This window comes from Rossellomorea vietnamensis NBRC 101237 (genome assembly GCF_001591825.1).
GTDB lineage: Bacteria > Bacillota > Bacilli > Bacillales > Bacillaceae_B > Rossellomorea > Rossellomorea vietnamensis.
Genome location: NZ_BCVQ01000061.1, coordinates 1 through 18860 on the forward strand (window position 1 = coordinate 1; position 18860 = coordinate 18860).

Sequence of the window (18860 nt, forward strand, 5' to 3'; positions counted from 1 at the left end):
CGGTGTAACAAGAGATCCTACCTAATTTTTATTGTTCGTCTTTAGAGAAGACGTATTTAGATATGTCCCAGTCTCACACAAAAGTCTGCATCAAGTAGACAGGAAGGAGTTGTTCTTTATGCGTTTCGTTTTCCTATATATTCAGACTGTGGCCTAAATATTGTATTATTTTCAGCTTGCTCCAATACATGGGCTGTCCAACCAACGATGCGAGCGGCCGTAAAAGTCGGTGTGAATAGATCAGTTGGCAGATTAATCGATTTCATGATGGCTGCTGCATAAAATTCTACATTGGTGTACAGGGATCTTCCTGGCTTCAATTCAGCTAACAATTCAATCGCCTTCTTCTCGACAAATAGTGCCAGATCCAAAGAGGAATCACCACCCTTATTTTCTAGCAGCTTTGTTCTTAAAGCAAGTGCTCTTGGATCATGAGTCTTATATACCCGATGACCGAATCCCATCAGCTTCTCACCTTTCAGCAATTTTTCTCTAATGATTGTTTCTGCTCTTCCAGACACACCTATTTCGTTCAATAAATCAATGACCCCGGATGGTGCCCCACCGTGAAGGGGACCTTTCATTGTCCCGATCGCTGAAGTGATGGCTGAAACAAGATCAGATTCCGTTGAGGCCGTGACTCTTGCCGAGAAGGCGGAAGCATTCATTCCATGTTCCATCGTAAGTACCATATACGTTTCAAGTGCATCCGCAACTGCCTTAGACGGCCTTTTTCCTGTTAGCATACATAGATAATTCTCTATATGGCTTAACTCGCTATCACCCTCAAATAAAGGTCTACCCATCAGCATATTAAATCGATGGGCAATGATCGTAGGTATGACAGCTGTCAATCGCAAGGATTGCTCTATTGTCGGTTTCCAGTTGTATTCTGATGCTCCTATGGAAGAGATAACCGTCCTTAATACACTCATCATATCCATTTTTTCTGGTAGTGAATGAAGAATTTCCTTCATTGCAGGTGTCAGAGTGCGATAGGTGCTCAATTTCTTCTTGATTTCCACTGCATCCTCTTTTGTCGGAAGATCCCCATACCACAACAAAAACGCAGCTTCTTCAAATGACAGATGACCGAGTTCTCCGATTTCATACCCCCTATAAATGAGGACACCTTCATTTCCATCAATGTGACTGATCGACGTTTGAGCTGCCACAATCCCTTTTAACCCTTCACTAAACATTCCCAACATCCCCTTTTCGCTTAATTACAATGATTGTATAATGGATTTATAATTAAGAAAATTAAATATATTTAATTGAATTGATTACATTTTATAATAAGGGGTGGGTCTAGTGGATTTGAGTATTATTAAAACATTTATTATTGCAGCTGAATTCAACCATTTCAGGAAAGCTGCCGAGCGATTATATATTTCACAACCGACCGTCACGGTACATATTAAACAACTTGAAAAAGAACTCGGGGTGATCCTTTTCGAAAGAGATGGGAAGAAAATCAAACTGACAGAAGCGGGGAGATCCTATTTACAAAATGCGAAGAGATTGATCGAGGTGTATGAGGAAGGGATTACAGATATACAATCCTTTAGTCAGGGTTACACAACCACACTTAAAATGGCTATCTCCCCCTTGATTGCTGATAATGTCCTGCCTTTTGTATTAAAGCAGTATCTTGAGAATCATCCCCAGGTGGAAATTTCGGTTGAAATCATTGAATCTGCGGAAATAGAGAAGGCGGTTTTGGAAGAAAGGGTGGATATCGGACTTTCCTGTCTCCCCTGTTTTAGTCCTGAACTTGAACAGACTCTCTTATTCTCAGATAAGGTCATTTTGGTGGCTCCTCATGATGGAAGGGATTTTGAATCAGCACCACCCCTGGACGAAGAAGAGTTATTGGCATCGAATTACTTATTGACCCACAATCACCCTTCCTATTGGGATGAACTCTGTTATACCATTAAACAATTTTATCCGACAACAAGGATGATGAGAGTTTCGCAGACACATATTACGAAACGATTCATTGCAGAAGGACTTGGCGTATCCTACCTTCCTTCCTCTTCAGTCAGGAGAGAGCTGTTGGAAGGGAGGCTGCTAGAAGTTCATACAAGTGCTTTTCCCATGCCGGAAGCTAAGACCTTCGCACTTACAAAATACCAACATAAAACACAAAACGAATTTTTACGTTTTCTGTCCCGATTTAGAGTGTAAAAAAAGATACCATGGGCACGATTTAGTGTCCATGGCATCCTTTGGATAGATTACCTTTTTCGAAAAAGACCTGTCAGTAAGTCAGATGCGCCGAACATGTTATCTGAACCTATTTTATCGATCATTTTCCTGATTTCAATGGGATTTAATGATTGAAATACACTCATTAAACGTTCTTCTGTATACCCTAATCCTCCCATCAGAGATCCTTTTTTATACACTTCCCAATCAGATAGATCAGATCCGCCTAGTTTACCACCCTTATAAAAACACGTTATGCCAAAGTATCCTCCTTCCCTTAATGCTCTTTCAATTAGATTTATGTAACTTATCCTTCTGTGGGGAGCGATATGGTGAAAACATCCTGAATCGTATATGAAATCGTACTTTTCAATGGGGAGGTCACAATCAAATATATTCTGATGTAAAAAGTTGATGGTCAAACTTCTTTCATCAGCCCGTTCCTTTGCCCAATCAAGGGACGTTTTAGATAAATCGACTGCGTCAACCTCAAATCCATGTTCTGCTAAAAAAATGGCATTCCTGCCTGGTCCACAGCCAAGCTCGAGTACCTTTCCCCTTGTGATGATTCCCCGTTCTATATAAGAAACTAAGTTTTCGTCGGGTGCATTCACAAAGATAGGTACTGGTTTCTCGCGGTCAGAAAAAAACTCATCCCAAAATGGTTCAGGTTCCCGTAAAAATGAATCAAGCATGGTTAATAAATCATCGTAGCTACGAATACTTTCTTGCATATGTTTCCCTCCTTCATTCCCTGATTACAGTATACTTTATTACAAGATTAGGTAGGTTACCACGAATTTACAAATATATTTTTTCGCTGGTGAACAAGAGGTGAAGTTTATGATTCAATCTGCTTATATGGGTCCACTAACCCCTAATCAAGTTCCCTTTACGCACATTAATGGAAGGGTATCTAAATGTGTTATTATCCAACCTGATGGATTCTGATTGAATTGAGGTATGAGGTTGAATTCTGTTGGAGTACCATCATTGTCATAATTGTTACAGAAATGCAATAAATAAATATGCATTCAATATGGTCGTCCTCTAAATTTTTATAAAATCAAACCAGGACTTTCTCCATGCGGATATCGGACCACATTTTTTCATTCCAATAGGTGAAATCCGGGATCCTGCCTATTACCTGATAACCCATCTGACTGTATAGCTTATGTGCCTGAGTGTTAAATTCAAAAACACCAAGTTCTATTCTGGCCAGTCCTTGTTCTTTTATTTCCTTTTCCAAATACCGAATGGCTTCATACCCTATTCCCTTCCCCCGTGCATCAGGATCGCCAATCGTAATCCCTACCCAGGCAGTTCCCCTCACTTTTTTAAATAGATGAGCGGGGTCAATCATATAATTCATTTCCCCTACAAGTTTATTTTCAACGTATATAAGAAACATAGAATGAGATTCCAATCGATCTTTCAATTCATCCATGTCCATGTTCCTGCACTGCTCAAGCTCTTCCCTGTTTCGATTTGGCCTAATGAATGGGATCAAATCGGGAGAGTTATCCCATTTATTTAAAGCATTAAGGATATCAATGTTTGGGTGGGTTAATTTTTCAATATGAAGATTCATGTCTCTTCCTCTCTTTCTCATCCTGGAAATATGGTGAAATGACCTGGGAATATAACAGTTGGATAATTGTAAGAATATTCAAACATAAATGTGTATAGCTTCATTCACGTTTATGTTATGCTTAAAGTAGCATAAAGGCAATAATTTCTTGGGACGAGAGGTGAGGATATATGGAAGTGTTAAATGATGTGAAGCTCGGAACCTTACAGAAAGGTCATATTTTTTACCCCTTTCAACAGGAGGAAGCCTACATTCGAAATCTAATGTTATTTATTCGGGCAGGCTTGGAAAACAATCAACATATGCTTATTATTGAAAGCATGAGAAATATCACCAAGGTCAAACATAGAATGAACAGATTGTATACAGAGGAACAGCTCTCATCGATTTCATTAGTTGATAATTTTGATTACTATTTTTTAAATGGGGACTTTAACACTCAGCATATTCTCAACGCTTTCCAAAAGGATCTCTCTGTCATAAAGAAATTGAACTCTTCCATAAGAACCTGGGGCCATGTCGAATGGATTTCGAAAGAACCGAACGCACACTTAATCAAGGAATTTGAATCGATCGCTGATGATTATGTCCTTCAGGAAGGTATGCTATCAGTTTGTGCATATCCAGGTCACAGCTTATCAAGTACGTTGACAGAAACATTGGAGATGGTTCATCAGTATGTGTTGACAGATGAAGATCTTCGATTATCCATGACATATAGAAGATAGTAAACTATTAAGATCCTTCTTTTACGAAGGGTCTTTTATTTTTGAACTGCTCTGTGTTCTTCCGTAATGGCTTTACCGATAGATAGTCATGTTCAGATATTTTCACCTAATCCTATTATATGATTCTTTAAAAAAGGATCAGTTGTTTTTTCTCGTGGTTCTATGAGTGACACCCCTCCAATAACTATAACTATAAGGCTTTCTATCTTTATTACAGGAGGGGCTCTTGTGAACGGAACCATAAATCCCATCAAATTGAATGAAGTCATTGAGTATGAGGATCTTTTTCATGAAACATATTCCGGAACTTCTTTAAAGGCAGGGCGCATTGTACAAATCGTGTACTGGATTAAACCCGGGAAATCTTTTATTACATATGATATCCTGGATCACAAAAAGAAATATGTGAATATTGAAGATTCCCTCTCGCCCCCATCCATCCAAAGACAGGAAATCAGCTTTGAAACGGTATTTGACCTGAAGCAACCGGTTGATATTGAGATAGCCGGGGTGAAGAGACCTTCTGTAATCGTATCGATCACCATTCATTGGAGTGATGACGGAACCGAGGTTTCTTATGGGGTGACTGATCGGACGGATACAACCTATTTTGGAGTTCGGGAAGAATTGTTGGTTAATTGGAATCCACATTTACCCGCTAGAAGCTTAAATACATCTCTATAAATCAAAAGGTACCAGGATCGGATCCTGGTACCTTTTGATTTCTTACTTATAGAATACTTTGTCAACATTATATTTCGCTTGAAGTTTATTGATGATGTATGTTTCATAAATGTCACGATCCATGGCGTCTTCTACGATAGCTACATCGATTCGGTAGACTTCATCTCTATGATTACGCAATGGTGATACAGTATCTTCAAGATGCTTCTTTACTCTTTGTCGCAGCTTTCTGGCTTTCCCAACGAATAGAAGTTCATCATTGATATTATAAAATAAGATGATGCCGCCCTTATCTCTTGGAATTTCGTGAAGATCGATAAAGCCCTGTATGCTTTTGATCTTTGGTTCTTCTGAGTCTTTTGCTTGTTTTCGTTCCGTTATGGAAATATCCGCTTGTGGGATTTGAATGTTTATCATGAATGGTCACGTCCTTTGTTTGCTCTAAGAGGTAATGGTAACACAAAAAGGATAGAATTACTATACTACGGTGCACTTCCCTTAAAAAAGGATTGCCCTCCCCTCTACATTCCCTTATGTGAATTCTTATTTTTGAACGGGAACGAGAATGTCCAGATGCTGTTTCAAATTTTCTATTGTGATAGGGAGTTGGTCTCCCTCGTCCCCATCCACATTGGCTATCATCTCATAGGTGGATTTCGCCTGGAGTTTGGTCACTTTCATATAGTGTACATGTTCACTCTCCGCTAATTCACCCAGCAGGATTTTAGGAAGTAATAAAAGGAACTTGGGAAGAGCCATATCTTTAATAATAAAGACATGAAGCTGTCCATCATTCACCTTGGCTTCTGGTGCGATGGTTTCCATCCCTCCCACAGAATTGGTCAGGGCTACAAGCATCAGAAGGGCTTCCCCTTCCCAATCATGTTCCGATTGAACCTTAAGCTCAAACGGCTGCTTCTCTTTCATTTTCTTCATTCCTTCTATTATATAGGCAAGTGGACCAAGTTTTGATTTCTGTTCAACCGGTGTGGAAAATGAAGCCTCTGCCAATGCTCCGACTGCCACAATATTGATGAAGTATCGATCATTGATCTTTCCGACGTCGGTTTTCTGGACATGATTTTGCTTAAAGATGTCGATTGCTTCTTCAGGTTTCATTGGAATATTGAGAGCGCGTGCGAAATCGTTGACCGTACCGAGCGGGATAAGGCCGAAAATAGGCCGGTACTCCTGTTCAGCCATCCCGTTAATGGCTTCATTGATCGTGCCATCCCCTCCCATCGCGGCAAGGAAATCATATCTTTTCTCACAAGCTTCCCTCGCAAATTCCATTGCGTCCCCCTCTCCTTTCGTCAATCGCAAAACAGTCTCATATCCCATCTCCTTCATCGTTTTAAGTGCATAGTCACTATATTGTTCACCCAATTCCTTCCCAGAAGATGGATTGACGATTAACATGGCTTGCTTCACACTATTTCCTCCCTTTTACATTATGTATTTATTAGGCTTTACCCCAATTGTAAAGAGAGGAATCCTTTTCCATCGTTAAAAAGCAGGGAAGCGAATTAAAAACCGATTTCTATATCATCAACATGTTCAATGAAACAACCCGGATTCTTTTGATTTTTTCATAAAAGCTTTTGTCCTTTTACTTAGCGGCCCTTTAAAAAATGTGCCGAATAATAAGCCAATAAGGCCAAATAAGCTTAAAATTAAAATATCCCTGTACACTCTCTCCCAAACGATCCCACCAACCGCTTCCCTCATGAGATCGATGCTATAAGAAAATGGGAGGAATGGATGAATGGTTTGGAAAAAAGTCGGCAAAAGCGGCACGGGATAAGTCCCGCCGGCTCCTGCAATCTGCAGGACCAGAAGGACGATGGCCATCGCTTTTCCGATATTCCCAAATACCGATACCAATGTATACACCACAATCATAAAAACAATGCTGATGTATAATCCGAAGCCAATAAACCAACCAGGTTCTGCGATATGAACCCTCAGGATAAAAATGTCTCCAACCGTAACAATCATGGCTTGTATGAACCCTATGCCGAGAAACGTCAGCAGTTTACCAAAATAGATTTCCCTTTCAGTAAACTCATGTGGAGCGATGACTTCCGTTGCTAATAGCGAGATTAACAAAAGGGCACCTACCCAGATGGCTAACACAGTATAAAACGGGGTCATGGCAGCCCCATAATTCCGGATTGGAAATAAACTATTTTTATTTAAGACAACCGGTTCTTCAAAGAAGCTTTTCTCTGCATTGGGATCATTTCGAAGGAGATCAATAATTTCATTTATATCAGTTTCCCCCTGAATATCCCTGATACGCCCGGCAAGCTGGCTGATTTTATCCTTAATATACGGAAATTGACTTGAAACGCTTTGGAGGGTTTCGATTCCTTTGTCGATGTTCTTATCTGTATTAGAGAGAATCCTTTCCACTTCCGGAATGGTCCCTTGGATGTCTTGAAGGATGTTCCTTGCTTCATTCAAGGTTCCCTTTGCATTAGCTACCTCACCCAATACCGCCGGTTCAATCGTTTGTTTGTATCTTTTTATAAGTTCATCCATATCATTATCCGTTTTACGCGCACGATCTTTGATGCCCTTGATCAATTCGTTCACGTCTTGTTGCTTTGTTGTAATGAAATCATTTAGTTTCCGACCTTCATTTTGAATACTCTGCACTTCCACCTTAACTTCTTCCAGCTGATTCAGGGCCTGTTCAATTTGTTCCTGATTTGGATTATCTTCATTCTTCTGTAACGATTGTAAGGAACCTTCAACTGTGTCAATCGTCTGAATGGAGGAGGTAAGCTTATCAGCAATTCCCTTGTTGATGGCTTCTGCTCCACTAAGGTCTACGGAAGTGGTTTGGATTTGACCCAGGAACTCATTGACCTTGGAAGCCATTTCCTGTACCTGTTCTAAATCTTCTTGAATGGTTGGAGCCAACTCATTTAATTCATTTTCAGCTTTGTTGAGAAAATCCGTTGTCCGATCGATCGTATCAAGTCCCTGATCCGTCACACGTTTCACTTCTGGGATTTCACCCTGCGCTTTCTGAATGATCTTCTTGGCACTCTCGGCATCCGACAACGATTCATTCAGGGCAGCACCGATTTCCGGTAACTTTCGATCTACTGTAAATACATAATCTTCAAACCTTTTGATGTCGGGGAGGTCCTTTTGAATCTCAATTCCCAGCTCATTAAACAGTTCAAATATGGTCCCATTGACGGTGGATATAAACGAACCCGTTATTTTATCAACGATCCCACCTGCCCCGGATTCTGTAATTTTCGGTGCGATGGCATTGATCTTTTCATTTACGTAATATTCCAAGGTCGCCTTTTCGGGTTTATCGTCTATGACAGTTGCCAACTTCCCCGAGAAGTCGTGGGGAATGATGATGACTGCGAAATACTCACCGTATTCCACGCGGTCCATCGCTTTTTTTCTGTCATCAAACTTCCAGTTCATATCATCATTTTTCTTTAATTCCTTTACAAGGTCTTCCCCGATATTCAGTTTTTCCCCTTTGATTTCCGCTCCCTTATCCTCATTCACGATCCCGACCGGAAGCTGATCGGTCTTACTGTATGGGTCCCAGGAAGCACCGATATTAAACCAGGCATAAAGAGATGGTAATAACATCAAGCCGCCTATCAGGAATGCAGCCACCCAGTTCCTGGATACATTTTTTATGTCCCTAGTGAAAATTTTCCAGATGTTTTGCATATGAATTCCGCCTTTGTCCCTAAGCTGTCATTTGAAACTTAGTTTACCCAACCCGTGTTTTGCCACTACGGATGCTTGAAAAAAAGTGATAATTTCGCAAAAAAAGGCCCTGACATATGAAGTCAGGTACCCTTTCCATTTTCAGACTATAGGATTCAGAAACATAAATGTATGCTTACCATCAAGGGAACTTCAACTATCTGATGTGTGTTCCGCCATAACTCTCTTATACGAACCAATCTTATTGTTCAACATTTCATTAGTAGACGATAAAGTTTGAAGCTGCTCCTGTATATTTCGTTGATGTTCTTCCAGTAATGACAATCTCTCTTCCATGGTGTGATCCCCTTCCAAGAACAACGCGGTATACTTTTTTATGGTTGATATGGGCATTTGAGTCTCCCTTAGTTTCAACACAAATTTCAGCCATTTCATATGGGATTCAGTATATTCCCTAACACCTGATGGTGATCGGTCTGGAGTGATGATTCCTTCTTTTTCATAATAACGAAGGGAGTGCGGAGTGACCCCCAGTTCTGAAGACGCTTCACTAATACTATACATTCCGCTTTCCTCCAATGCATAAACGGTTGACTTAGAGTCCACTCTAAGCTTTAGGATTGTAGTGTAACATAAATAGGCAGGAGGAGAAAATATGAACTACACAGTCATTACCGGAGCAAGCTCGGGAATCGGGTACGAGGCATCACTTGCCTTCGCAGCCAGAGGGAAGAATATCATAGCTGTCGCCAGACGAGAGGAAAAATTAAGTGAGCTGAAGAATGAGATTACCTCAGCATACCCAGAGGTTGATGTCATAATCATGCCTGTGGATTTGTCCATCAGCGAAAACGTCTACCAACTTTATGAAAACTTGAAACAATACCAGATTCAAACGTTGATTAATAATGCGGGATTTGGGAACTTCGATTCCGTATCTGAGCAGAATCTTACAAAAATCCAAAATATGTTGAACCTTAATATAGAGGCATTGACCTTATTATCTTCCCTTTTTGTAAGGGATTATGAACATGTAGCCGGTACTCAACTGATCAATGTTTCTTCAGGAGGTGGATACACAATTGTTGCAGATGCCGTAACCTATTGTGCTACGAAGTTCTATGTGAGTGCATTCACCGAAGGACTTGCACAGGAGCTTGCTTCAAAAGGTTCACACATGAAAGCGAAAGTATTGGCACCAGCAGCGACAGAAACCGAGTTCGCCCAACGATCATTTGATGTACCTGATTTCAAATATGATGGCACTGTGCCCCAATATCATACAGCTAAGGAAATGGCACAATTCATGTTGGATCTTTATGACAGTGACAAAGTGGTGGGGATTGTTAATGGAGAGACATATGAGTTCAATCTAATGGATCCCATTTACCCATATGCCAATCGGACATCTAAATAGTAACCTAATCTTCTTACAGTATCACGAAGGATCTTTTCTTCGTGGTACTGTTTTTTCTTCCCGTAATATGACATACATAAATCCCCCATTTCCCCTTTGATCTATACTTCCTAATTAAATGGTTTAGGTAATAATTGATTGGGGTAAAAGAGTAGTATTTGACTTATAAATACATAAACAATCTATTCTGGTATCGATGGGGGTTAATGTGATGACAAAATATGATATTGATGTGAATGGTTCATTATTTGATTGGGATTTGGATAAGGGATCCATAACATTTGAAAATGATGAGGTTGTATTATTTTGGGTTAATACAGCGTTTAAAACGCTGATCGATTCCATCGAGGAAATAGCCGGAGAAAAAGAGGCAAGATTGGTCCTTGAGACAGCAGGCTACCGAACCGGCCTGATCGTCAGTGACTTTTATTTGAAATCCATCGGGAAACCGGAAGAAATCCTGGATAAACTCCCTAATACTTATGTAACAGCTGGTTGGGGAATTACAGAAATCTTATCGTATTCCATTGAAGAAAAAAAGGCAGTCGTGCAATTTTGCAATGGATGGGAGTATAAAGTGAATGTTGCACAGGGAAAAGAAGAAGAAGGAACATTCATACCAGGTCATTGGGCTGGTGTACTGACTGGAATATTCGGCTCTAAAGTTTGGTACCGGGTAGTCAAAAGCCAGATCAGTGGTGACGACTGTAGCGTATATGAGTTTTTCGCCTCCGATATTTCTCCTTCTTTGAATGTGAATGCGCTAATGGAAGAGCAAACCATAGCAGCCCAAGAAGAATTGGATCGTATTACGAAGCAGAGAACCGAAGTGTTATCCGAGATCATCAAAGAAATTTCTTCACCGATCATTCCTGTATTGGACTCGATTCTCGTGGTCCCTCTTGTAGGTCGCTATAATGAAATTCGAGCTGAAGAATTGCTAAATAAAACACTTCTCAATCTGCCGCGTTACAAAGCTGAATTCCTGATTATCGATTTGACCAGTCTCAGCAAGGTGGATGATTATACGTTATCTTTCATTCAGAAATTCGTAAGTGCCGCCTCATTATTAGGAACTAAGTGTTTACTTGTGGGGATTTCTTCTGAACTGAGTATTAAGGTTACACAGAGGGGCTATCGGATGAACCATATTCCCTGCTTTTCAATCCTGCAACAGGGAATCAACTACGCCCTGGATCAATTAGGGATGGAGATCATCAAGAAGGTGTAGAGTATAAATAGGCAGGATCATTTCCTGCCTTTTACTTGTACCCTAGCGTTGAATAGGATGTTCCATATTCTTCTCATTGCAATGGGCTATCACATATTTTAAAAACGTTATGGTCTGCTTTACCCGGATCTCATTTAAGGCTGAATCAAATCCTTTCAACCCTGAACGGATGTTCATCGCTTCCCTAATCAGGCTATGCCACTTTTCAGGAAGCTCCTGCAATCCATACCGGCCGGCATCTTGCTTTGAAATGATCGACGCTTCTTTCAATGTGTAATATTGACGAAGAACTCCAAGGACCGACCACTCTATTTCAGCATCAATCATAGTGGTGGGATAATGCTTTACCTCCTCTAGAGATTCTTCGAAGGATTGAAGTCTTCCAGACCAATACGTATTCATATTATGAAGGACATATTGGTACAGTTCCTCTCTGGACGGTCCTGAAAAGGATGATGAAATTTCAGGTCCTACAACTCTAATCCCGTTATGCTTCACTAAATACCATGTGATAGGATTAAAATTGAAATATTCCCCAAATTTTAATTCACCATTGTTATAGTATGCGTACATTTTGGTATCCTCTTCACAGCTTGGACCCATCTTCCCGAAATCTTCTTTTAAAATATATACCCCATCCATTTCCGGCTTTTGAAACGTCTGCTGTAGTGTTGTATGAATACGATTAAGAGCGTCGTAATCTTCTGTGGTTAGTCGACGGTTGGTGACGGTAATAAAATCAATGTCACTGGAATCACTCACAAATGCACCGAGGGCAATGGACCCGTGTAAATACAATCCTTCAAGTGTTTTAGGTAAATAAGTATTAAATAGTCTAATATATTCCTCCAGCACGCTGTTTACGATTCTTGGTACGTTTGCCATGTCATGTTTTCCTCCAATGAATGATTTTGTGCAAGGCTCTAGCATCTATAACCCTCAATAACCAATTATTTCAAATAATGGAAGGGCATTCAATGGATATTTTCATTTTGGTGTTACCTATATTGATTTTTCAACATCAAAAGAAGCTTGACCCCTCTGAGGTCAAGCTCCTTACATGATGTCTTCTATTATCGATTCTGCTATTTTCTTTCCGTTCTGAATACAGGCGCCTATCCCCACGCCGTAGTAGGAGGCTCCGGCCAGTTTCACTCTTGGCATTTCAGTGGTGATCACCTTCTCCAAAGTCTGCACGGCCTGATTATGCGAAAGATGATAATTCGGCATTAAATCTTTCCAATTAGTCACTTCCACTGAGATGGGATCCGCATTGATTCCGACGCTCTTTTTAATATCATCCAGTGCCACTTTTGTCAGTTCGTCCTCTTCTAAATGCTTTAACTGCCCGTAATGAGCATTCGAGCTCTTATAAAAAAGTCTTACCAGAAGATTATGGTTTCGGGAAGTGTGTTTCCATTTACGGCTCGTCCATGTACATGCATCGCACTTCACTTCGCTGCCTTTAGAAACAATAAACCCTGTACCATCAGCCGGGAGCTCCTCGTCAGGAACATTGAAACCCAGATAGATGGAGATCAAGGAAGAGTTCCTTAGGGTATTAAAATCTTCATTTAATGTTGCACGATTTAAAATCTGTTGAGTCACATCATGAGGTGTCGCAAAAATGACAGCATCTGCTTGAATGTTTTCATGACCTTTTAACGTAAGCTCATATTTGTCAGCACTCATTTGGAGATTTGTTGTCGCTGTTCCTTTTAGGATCGTCGCATCACCGCACTCTTCTTCCAGACGGTCGATAATGGTGGATAGTCCATGCCTAAAGGAAATGAACTTTTTATTGGAAGATCCCTTGAATTTCTGCTTGTTTACAGATAATCCTTGGATGATGCTCCCATACTCATTTTTATAATCCAGAAGATATGGTAGAGTCGAGGCCATGGTCAGCTTATACAAGTTCCCTGAATACACCCCTGATAATACAGGTGCGATCTGATTTTCCACAAGTTCCTTCCCGAGGAATGCTTCCAGAAATTCTCCTATGGAGCTTTCCTTCGTGAATACAGTATTTTTCGTTTTCAGGTCCAAAAGCGCCGCTTTCTTTCCGGCTTCAGAAATCAGAGTGCTTTCATTAAGTGCTTCTATGCTCATGGGAATACCGAAGATTGTGTCGGTAGGTATTCTATGCAGTTCACCATTTGTGTATATGTAAGATGTACCTGTTTCGTTATAGACCAGTTCGTTTTGAAGTTGAAGGTCATTGACCAATGGAAGCACTCCCTCATTACGGGCCACAATGGAATCTGCACCAGCTTCCATTATAAAGTCACCTTCCGTTATCGTCCTGATCTTACCACCGAGCTGTTGATTCCGTTCAATTAACACTAACTCAATATCCAGATTTTGTTCCCTGGATATCTTTTGCAGATTATAGAGAGCCGTTAAGCCTGTAATGCCCCCACCTACGATAACCACTTTCTTCATACCATCCACTCCATTAATTACGTTTATGTATACAGATTATCATGTTTTAGGCAGATTAGAAAAAGAAACTGTGTCTGAAAAAGGAATATGATATGTAATTAGAATGAGGACATCATTTTTTGATCCTGGGGCCACATTTAATTCAAAGTTGACAACTAGGAATAGTTTGATATAACATATAATAGAATTCTGATAACCACATAGCCACTTATCCAGAGAGGTAGAGGGACTGGCCCGATGATACCTCAGCAACAGATTCTAATTTCTAGAACACTGTGCTAAATCCACAAGCGTCAAGCTTGAAAGATAAGTTGAAGTTTTTTCCGTTAAAGCCTTCTTCTTATCTTACTAGGAAGTAGGCTTTTTTACATGAAAAAGTCTCTTTCTCTGTTTATTCACATTATAAGAGGAGTGATCATAATGGGAGAAAATCTCCAGGAAGCAATTAATCAAAGAAGAAATGAGTTAATTAACAAATTGATCGTCCATAACATTTTCAAAAAAGGTAATAAACAATTATTCGAGCTGACACTTAGAGAACTTGAGGATGAGTATCTCTATATTCAGAAGGATTGCCATCCGCATAGTGATGTCGGCTCTATTCACTGGAAAAATTGCACGAAGTTAACCAGTTAGAAGCCTGGTTTATCTTTTCGCAGATGCCCAAACAATAAAATGACGCGGGCCTATGGCTCACGTCATTTCAATAGTTATTGAGCATTTACCTCAACCGCATCCTTCTTATAATAAGCTGCAAAGATTTCCGCAAATGCATCAGTGGAATTATATAATTCCACTAAGTTATTTTCCACCCCGCCAAACTCAAGGAGCATCGCCCTTTCTGTTAGATCCTGATTGTAGACCCCATTTCCTTCTGCTTTTGTTTTAACGAAAACCCCCCTGCTGATTCCAGGGTACTTCTCTTCTAATTTAGCATTTAATTCTTTCGCGATTTTGAGATTCTTTTCAAAATTCTTATTTTCTTTCCCTACGATGAAAAAGAGGCGTGCATAGTCCTTGCCATTGATCGTTTTGGTCGTAATTTTTCGTGGTTGGGAGTCCCGGTGAATATCTATTAAGTAGGTTAAATCATCATCTTGTGCAAGGGCTTCCTGAACCAGTCCCCTTGTCAGCTTATAAGATTCAAAATAGGTCCATGATTTGTTTTTCAATGCTTGGTTTACATCTGTCTTGTCCTGCACTGCCCCGATTCCTCGTGATTCGAGTTCCTGTTTTAATTTTGAACCAACCGCAATGACATTGACCTTTTCATTCGTACTGGCCGGATCTTTTGAATCATTGTTTTTAATTAGAGGGCTAAAGGCTTCCCAGCTGTGGGAGTGATAAATGAATACGGATTTTTCTTCAATCTCCTGCACTCCGTCACCTGAGTTATGATTGGCTTGATCGACTTGGTTCTGATCGATTTCCTGATCCTTCAGCTGGTCCTCCGTTGGCGCTGGCGACTCATTAGGTAAATTGGTAATGTCCGTCCCTTTTCCGGCCACGGCTATATGAGTATGATAATTCTCAATTCCAGGTATTTCCCGTCCAAATAAACTCCTGGGGTCAAGCAGCGATACATTCGTCACGCTTTCCAACCAATCAAAGTCGGTATTCATGGCCTCTTTATTCTCGATGCGCAGACCTGTCATTTCCTGTGACAGAAGCATAAGGAATGTCTCTTTCGGTACAAGCTCTGAAACGGAAGTATAGAAAAGGCTGTCCACCCTCAATTTAATGGCCGTCGATGAAATCAGCCATACCATGACATACATCATGATGATCCCTATCAATACTACCCGGATGACGGCTTTCATAGATACGAATACTAGCGGGACTAAGCTATTATTATTTCGAGACTTATACGACATCATCAGTACCCCTATATAAAGTATTTAATAGTTAACTTTATGCAGAGTGTCGATAGAGTAGAAGGTTTTTTCAGGATTCGGTCTGATTTCCTATAGGACAGGACACAAATGGAAAATCATTTTTCTAAAACGACCTGAACGTAAAAAAACGCATGATGAAATGCGTCTTTGGTTTATCGCCCATTCACTTCATATGCAGCCCTTATACCGGATTCCACCGCACCTTCTATCCAACCATGAAAAGAGGACGTGTGTTCGCCTGCAAAATGGATCCTTCCTTCGGGTGTACGGACATAATCCCCGATGTCAGCTGCCTGACCAGGTGTATATAGAGTAAAACATCCTGCCGAGAAAGGATTTCTGCTCCAATTATAAACAAAATAATTCAGTAGTTCTGTATAAACCCGATTTCCATAAACCCTGGATAGATCCTTCAACACGTCTGAAATGATTGCTTCCTTCGATTTACTATTCCATAAGAGAGCGTTCTGACCCCAACTGTAGCTTGCCAGCATCACACCAGGTTTGCTGCTCCCTATGTCATGGCTTGGCATATAAGTAAATCGGGTGGGAAGATCGGATACAATGTTTCCGTAATTCATTTTCTCCCAAAAGCGACTTCTGAACTCGATACCGATTTTTACAGATGGAATATTGGTCACTTCACGGATTGCCTGCCATTTTTTGAAAGAAATCGAGTTATATGGGACGACATCAATAAATTGAAATACGGTAAAAGGAACAGTGACAATCACATAGTCAGTTTGATACTCCCTATACGTCCCATCCAATGGGTTAACCGTTTGTACGTTGACACCTGAACTAGACTGTATGATCCGGGTCACTTTTTGGTTCATATAGATATGGGCCTGTAGCTCACCCATAAATGAATACGGCAATCGGTCATTACCACCTGTTATTTCATAAAACTTCGTCTCTTTTCTAAAGATAGGAAAAATAATATCTTTTAATATATCAACAAATGAAAATTCAGGAAATCCCTCGATTCCGAGAATGACATTTATTTTCCGGATGGCATTCAACGATAAGGATTTTCCGAACGGGTTGTTGGACAGGAATTGCCCCACTGAATAATTCGAATACTTCTTTATTAAGTTCAACTGTTCACTGTGTTCACTGCTATTATACAAATCTATAAAAGGCTTGGTGGCTTCAAGAAAGAGCTCAGATGCGGTTTTTCCCCTTTCACTTTCGGGGAGAGGATATTGCAGAATATCCGGATCAGCTTCGTACTCTTTTCTCGTCACTAAAATGTTATTTACTAAAAACAGGTCTTTAGAAGAGGAATTTTGAAATGGTTGAAATGGCAATTTAAATTTACGTATATACTCAAATACCAATCGATGATTATCGGGGATCCTCATGGCACCGGCATCCATATAATTCCCGGAGGTAAATGGCTTCCGAACGGTATAAACCCTTCCCCCGATCCTTTTGTTTCCTTCAAGAATCACGACATTATGCCCGGCCTCTTTTAAAGTCGAGGCCGCAACCAGTCCACTCATCCCGGCCCCTATGATGATAATCTTTTTGGATGTAGAGGGATTTAATCCCTCTCGAATGATGGAAAGCATATCATCCGGATACTTCAATTCAGAAGGGGAATCCCTCATTAATCGATTGTCCATTCCACAGCTACCTCCCTTGCTCTTTCATCATATGAATTCATCTAGGGAGGTATACATTTGTTTACTGTGACATAATGATCATTTCCAGTTGTTTTCAGAACGCATGTTTCTATTTGCTCTGTTCTATGTTATACTTAAGGTTCATTGGGTCTTCGAGACTGTATTTAGTCAATCCCTCTAGCACTAGAAGGGAGACATGTTATATGTCACTAGAAAATATCCTAACCATGCTCAAGACGCTTAAGGAATTCAAGGAAAGTGAGATTGTTCATACGATTTCTAACCATGAGCACTCACCTGTTATGACTGTTACTTACCATCTGGACACGGAATGTTTTCGCATTACTTATGTGGACACAATGAAAGTGGAAGAATTTACTGACATCAGCCTATTGGCGTCGACTATAGAAAGTGTAGTACTGCTTGAACCTTCAAGATAACGTGAAACGAACTGCCTTTACTCCGGTAATGGCAGTTTTTATATATGTATGATGATCCTTTATGGTAATCTATAGATAAAAAGGAGCGGGATCATGTCGTTTTATCAACAGCCTTACATACGGACAGTTTCGCTCAAGAGAGAAGACGTCCCCTCATTGCACTCCTATCCTTTTAATATTCCAAGTATACGTTACTTAAAGGATCTTTCCCTGCATCCAAATGTCACGTTCATCGTCGGAGAAAATGGAATGGGGAAATCCACGTTATTAGAAGCTATTGCCATGGCCATTGGATTCAACCCTGAGGGAGGGTCGCTTAATTTTACTTTTTCTACGTATGATTCCTACTCAAACCTGGATCAATACATGAAGGTGGTAAGGGGGATCGATCGTCCTCAAGACGGTTTTTTCCTAAGGGCGGAAAGCTTTTATAATGTAGCGACGAATATTGAAGAAATGGACCGGGACCCTTTTACAGCTCCAAAGGTAATCGACTCGTTTGGAGGGAAATCCCTGCATGAGCAATCTCACGGGGAAGCATTCTTTTCGACCTTCATGAACAGATTTCGAGGAAAAGGTCTTTATATTCTGGATGAGCCGGAAGCTGCACTTTCTCCTTTGAGGCAACTATCCATGCTTTCCCGCATACACGAACTGGTCAACGATTATTCTCAATTTATAATCGCTACACACTCTCCCATTTTAATGGCCTATCCATCATCGAAACTCATTCAGCTAACTGAAAATGGTTTAAGTGCAGCAAACCTTGAAGACACGAGTCACTACCAGATCATGAAGCAATTTTTTGAAGATCGAGAACGAATGTTGCACCATTTATTAAAGGAGGAAGAATGAGAGGTCCGTCCCTCACAA

The 18860-nt window shown here is 40.4% G+C and carries 18 protein-coding genes and 1 riboswitch; of the genes, 7 read left to right on the forward strand and 11 right to left on the reverse strand.

The window, feature by feature from the left end; translation table 11 throughout:
* Positions 1–116: 116 nt before the first annotated feature.
* Positions 117–1202, reverse strand: coding sequence for a citrate synthase/methylcitrate synthase (locus tag BVI01S_RS19760; protein WP_061811309.1), 1086 nt, complete (start codon positions 1200–1202; stop codon positions 117–119).
* 112 nt (positions 1203–1314) lie between these two features.
* Between BVI01S_RS19760 and BVI01S_RS19765 the strand changes: the two genes are divergently transcribed.
* Positions 1315–2193 (forward strand): LysR family transcriptional regulator, encoded by an 879-nt coding sequence (locus BVI01S_RS19765; protein ID WP_061811310.1) that lies wholly within the window; start codon positions 1315–1317, stop codon positions 2191–2193.
* A gap of 50 nt (positions 2194–2243) precedes the next feature.
* On the opposite strand, the gene BVI01S_RS19770 is transcribed toward BVI01S_RS19765, so the two are convergent.
* Both BVI01S_RS19770 and BVI01S_RS19775 read right to left on the reverse strand, forming a co-directional pair.
* Positions 2244–2948, reverse strand: a complete 705-nt coding sequence (locus BVI01S_RS19770; protein ID WP_061811311.1) for a class I SAM-dependent methyltransferase — start codon at positions 2946–2948, stop codon at positions 2244–2246.
* Between the two features lie 332 nt (positions 2949–3280).
* Positions 3281–3805: a GNAT family N-acetyltransferase gene (locus BVI01S_RS19775; protein WP_061811312.1), complete on the reverse strand. Its 525-nt coding sequence runs from the start codon at positions 3803–3805 to the stop codon at positions 3281–3283.
* A gap of 170 nt (positions 3806–3975) precedes the next feature.
* Between BVI01S_RS19775 and BVI01S_RS19780 the strand changes: the two genes are divergently transcribed.
* A complete protein-coding gene (locus BVI01S_RS19780) occupies positions 3976–4533 on the forward strand; it encodes an MEDS domain-containing protein (RefSeq protein WP_061811313.1) in 558 nt (185 codons plus the stop codon).
* A 228-nt stretch (positions 4534–4761) separates the two neighbouring features.
* Positions 4762–5217 carry a hypothetical protein gene (locus BVI01S_RS19785; RefSeq protein WP_061811314.1) on the forward strand — a complete coding sequence of 152 codons (456 nt, stop codon included), beginning with the start codon at positions 4762–4764 and terminating at the stop codon, positions 5215–5217.
* A gap of 42 nt (positions 5218–5259) precedes the next feature.
* Here the strand turns inward: BVI01S_RS19785 and BVI01S_RS19790 are convergent, their stop codons facing one another.
* The 4 genes from BVI01S_RS19790 to BVI01S_RS19805 form a co-directional block, all read right to left on the reverse strand.
* Positions 5260–5634, reverse strand: coding sequence for a nucleotide excision repair endonuclease (locus tag BVI01S_RS19790; protein ID WP_061811315.1), 375 nt, complete (start codon positions 5632–5634; stop codon positions 5260–5262).
* Between the two features lie 126 nt (positions 5635–5760).
* Entirely contained in the window at positions 5761–6648 is an 888-nt protein-coding gene (locus BVI01S_RS19795) for a diacylglycerol/lipid kinase family protein (protein WP_061811316.1), read from the reverse strand.
* Positions 6649–6774: 126 nt separating this feature from the next.
* The gene (locus BVI01S_RS19800; protein ID WP_174523046.1) at positions 6775–8931 is read right to left on the reverse strand and encodes a YhgE/Pip domain-containing protein; all 2157 of its coding nucleotides are present in this window, start codon (positions 8929–8931) and stop codon (positions 6775–6777) included.
* A 192-nt stretch (positions 8932–9123) separates the two neighbouring features.
* Positions 9124–9495: a MerR family transcriptional regulator gene (locus BVI01S_RS19805; protein WP_061811317.1), complete on the reverse strand. Its 372-nt coding sequence runs from the start codon at positions 9493–9495 to the stop codon at positions 9124–9126.
* A gap of 91 nt (positions 9496–9586) precedes the next feature.
* Between BVI01S_RS19805 and BVI01S_RS19810 the strand changes: the two genes are divergently transcribed.
* Together BVI01S_RS19810 and BVI01S_RS19815 are read left to right on the forward strand one after the other, a co-directional pair.
* Positions 9587–10348, forward strand: coding sequence for an SDR family NAD(P)-dependent oxidoreductase (locus BVI01S_RS19810; protein ID WP_061811318.1), 762 nt, complete (start codon positions 9587–9589; stop codon positions 10346–10348).
* 211 nt (positions 10349–10559) lie between these two features.
* Entirely contained in the window at positions 10560–11579 is a 1020-nt protein-coding gene (locus BVI01S_RS19815) for an STAS domain-containing protein (RefSeq protein WP_061811319.1), read from the forward strand.
* 42 nt (positions 11580–11621) lie between these two features.
* On the opposite strand, the gene BVI01S_RS19820 is transcribed toward BVI01S_RS19815, so the two are convergent.
* Positions 11622–12464: an aminoglycoside adenylyltransferase domain-containing protein gene (locus BVI01S_RS19820; RefSeq protein WP_061811320.1), complete on the reverse strand. Its 843-nt coding sequence runs from the start codon at positions 12462–12464 to the stop codon at positions 11622–11624.
* Positions 12465–12635: 171 nt separating this feature from the next.
* Positions 12636–14024 carry a protoporphyrinogen oxidase gene (locus BVI01S_RS19825; protein WP_061811321.1) on the reverse strand — a complete coding sequence of 463 codons (1389 nt, stop codon included), beginning with the start codon at positions 14022–14024 and terminating at the stop codon, positions 12636–12638.
* A 205-nt stretch (positions 14025–14229) separates the two neighbouring features.
* Positions 14230–14337: riboswitch (SAM riboswitch) on the forward strand.
* A gap of 107 nt (positions 14338–14444) precedes the next feature.
* On the opposite strand from BVI01S_RS19825, the gene BVI01S_RS19830 reads away from it, so the two are divergent.
* Positions 14445–14660 carry a Fur-regulated basic protein FbpA gene (locus BVI01S_RS19830; protein ID WP_061811322.1) on the forward strand — a complete coding sequence of 72 codons (216 nt, stop codon included), beginning with the start codon at positions 14445–14447 and terminating at the stop codon, positions 14658–14660.
* A gap of 74 nt (positions 14661–14734) precedes the next feature.
* Here the strand turns inward: BVI01S_RS19830 and spoIIP are convergent, their stop codons facing one another.
* Positions 14735–15901: a stage II sporulation protein P gene (spoIIP, locus tag BVI01S_RS19835; RefSeq protein WP_156477366.1), complete on the reverse strand. Its 1167-nt coding sequence runs from the start codon at positions 15899–15901 to the stop codon at positions 14735–14737.
* A 170-nt stretch (positions 15902–16071) separates the two neighbouring features.
* The gene (locus BVI01S_RS19840) at positions 16072–17547 is read right to left on the reverse strand and encodes a flavin monoamine oxidase family protein (protein ID WP_244886959.1); all 1476 of its coding nucleotides are present in this window, start codon (positions 17545–17547) and stop codon (positions 16072–16074) included.
* Positions 17548–18080: 533 nt separating this feature from the next.
* Here BVI01S_RS19840 and BVI01S_RS19850 point away from each other — a divergent pair.
* Complete coding sequence (locus tag BVI01S_RS19850; protein ID WP_061811324.1) at positions 18081–18842, forward strand: AAA family ATPase; 762 nt, start codon at positions 18081–18083, stop codon at positions 18840–18842.
* Positions 18843–18860: the final 18 nt, after the last annotated feature.

What these genes read in the sequence shown, in the direction of transcription:
- BVI01S_RS19830 (WP_061811322.1), top strand. Translation starts at nt 14,445, where the DNA reads ATGGGAGAAAATCTCCAGGAAGCAATTAATCAAAGAAGAAATGAGTTA.
- BVI01S_RS19805 (WP_061811317.1), bottom strand. Translation starts at nt 9,495, where the DNA reads ATGTATAGTATTAGTGAAGCGTCTTCAGAACTGGGGGTCACTCCGCAC.
- BVI01S_RS19815 (WP_061811319.1), top strand. Translation starts at nt 10,560, where the DNA reads ATGACAAAATATGATATTGATGTGAATGGTTCATTATTTGATTGGGAT.
- BVI01S_RS19825 (WP_061811321.1), bottom strand. Translation starts at nt 14,024, where the DNA reads ATGAAGAAAGTGGTTATCGTAGGTGGGGGCATTACAGGCTTAACGGCT.
- BVI01S_RS19775 (WP_061811312.1), bottom strand. Translation starts at nt 3,805, where the DNA reads ATGAATCTTCATATTGAAAAATTAACCCACCCAAACATTGATATCCTT.
- spoIIP (WP_156477366.1), bottom strand. Translation starts at nt 15,901, where the DNA reads ATGATGTCGTATAAGTCTCGAAATAATAATAGCTTAGTCCCGCTAGTA.
- BVI01S_RS19840 (WP_244886959.1), bottom strand. Translation starts at nt 17,547, where the DNA reads ATGGACAATCGATTAATGAGGGATTCCCCTTCTGAATTGAAGTATCCG.
- BVI01S_RS19770 (WP_061811311.1), bottom strand. Translation starts at nt 2,948, where the DNA reads ATGCAAGAAAGTATTCGTAGCTACGATGATTTATTAACCATGCTTGAT.
- BVI01S_RS19800 (WP_174523046.1), bottom strand. Translation starts at nt 8,931, where the DNA reads ATGCAAAACATCTGGAAAATTTTCACTAGGGACATAAAAAATGTATCC.
- BVI01S_RS19760 (WP_061811309.1), bottom strand. Translation starts at nt 1,202, where the DNA reads ATGTTTAGTGAAGGGTTAAAAGGGATTGTGGCAGCTCAAACGTCGATC.
- BVI01S_RS19850 (WP_061811324.1), top strand. Translation starts at nt 18,081, where the DNA reads ATGTCGTTTTATCAACAGCCTTACATACGGACAGTTTCGCTCAAGAGA.
- BVI01S_RS19820 (WP_061811320.1), bottom strand. Translation starts at nt 12,464, where the DNA reads ATGGCAAACGTACCAAGAATCGTAAACAGCGTGCTGGAGGAATATATT.
- BVI01S_RS19810 (WP_061811318.1), top strand. Translation starts at nt 9,587, where the DNA reads ATGAACTACACAGTCATTACCGGAGCAAGCTCGGGAATCGGGTACGAG.
- BVI01S_RS19790 (WP_061811315.1), bottom strand. Translation starts at nt 5,634, where the DNA reads ATGATAAACATTCAAATCCCACAAGCGGATATTTCCATAACGGAACGA.
- BVI01S_RS19780 (WP_061811313.1), top strand. Translation starts at nt 3,976, where the DNA reads ATGGAAGTGTTAAATGATGTGAAGCTCGGAACCTTACAGAAAGGTCAT.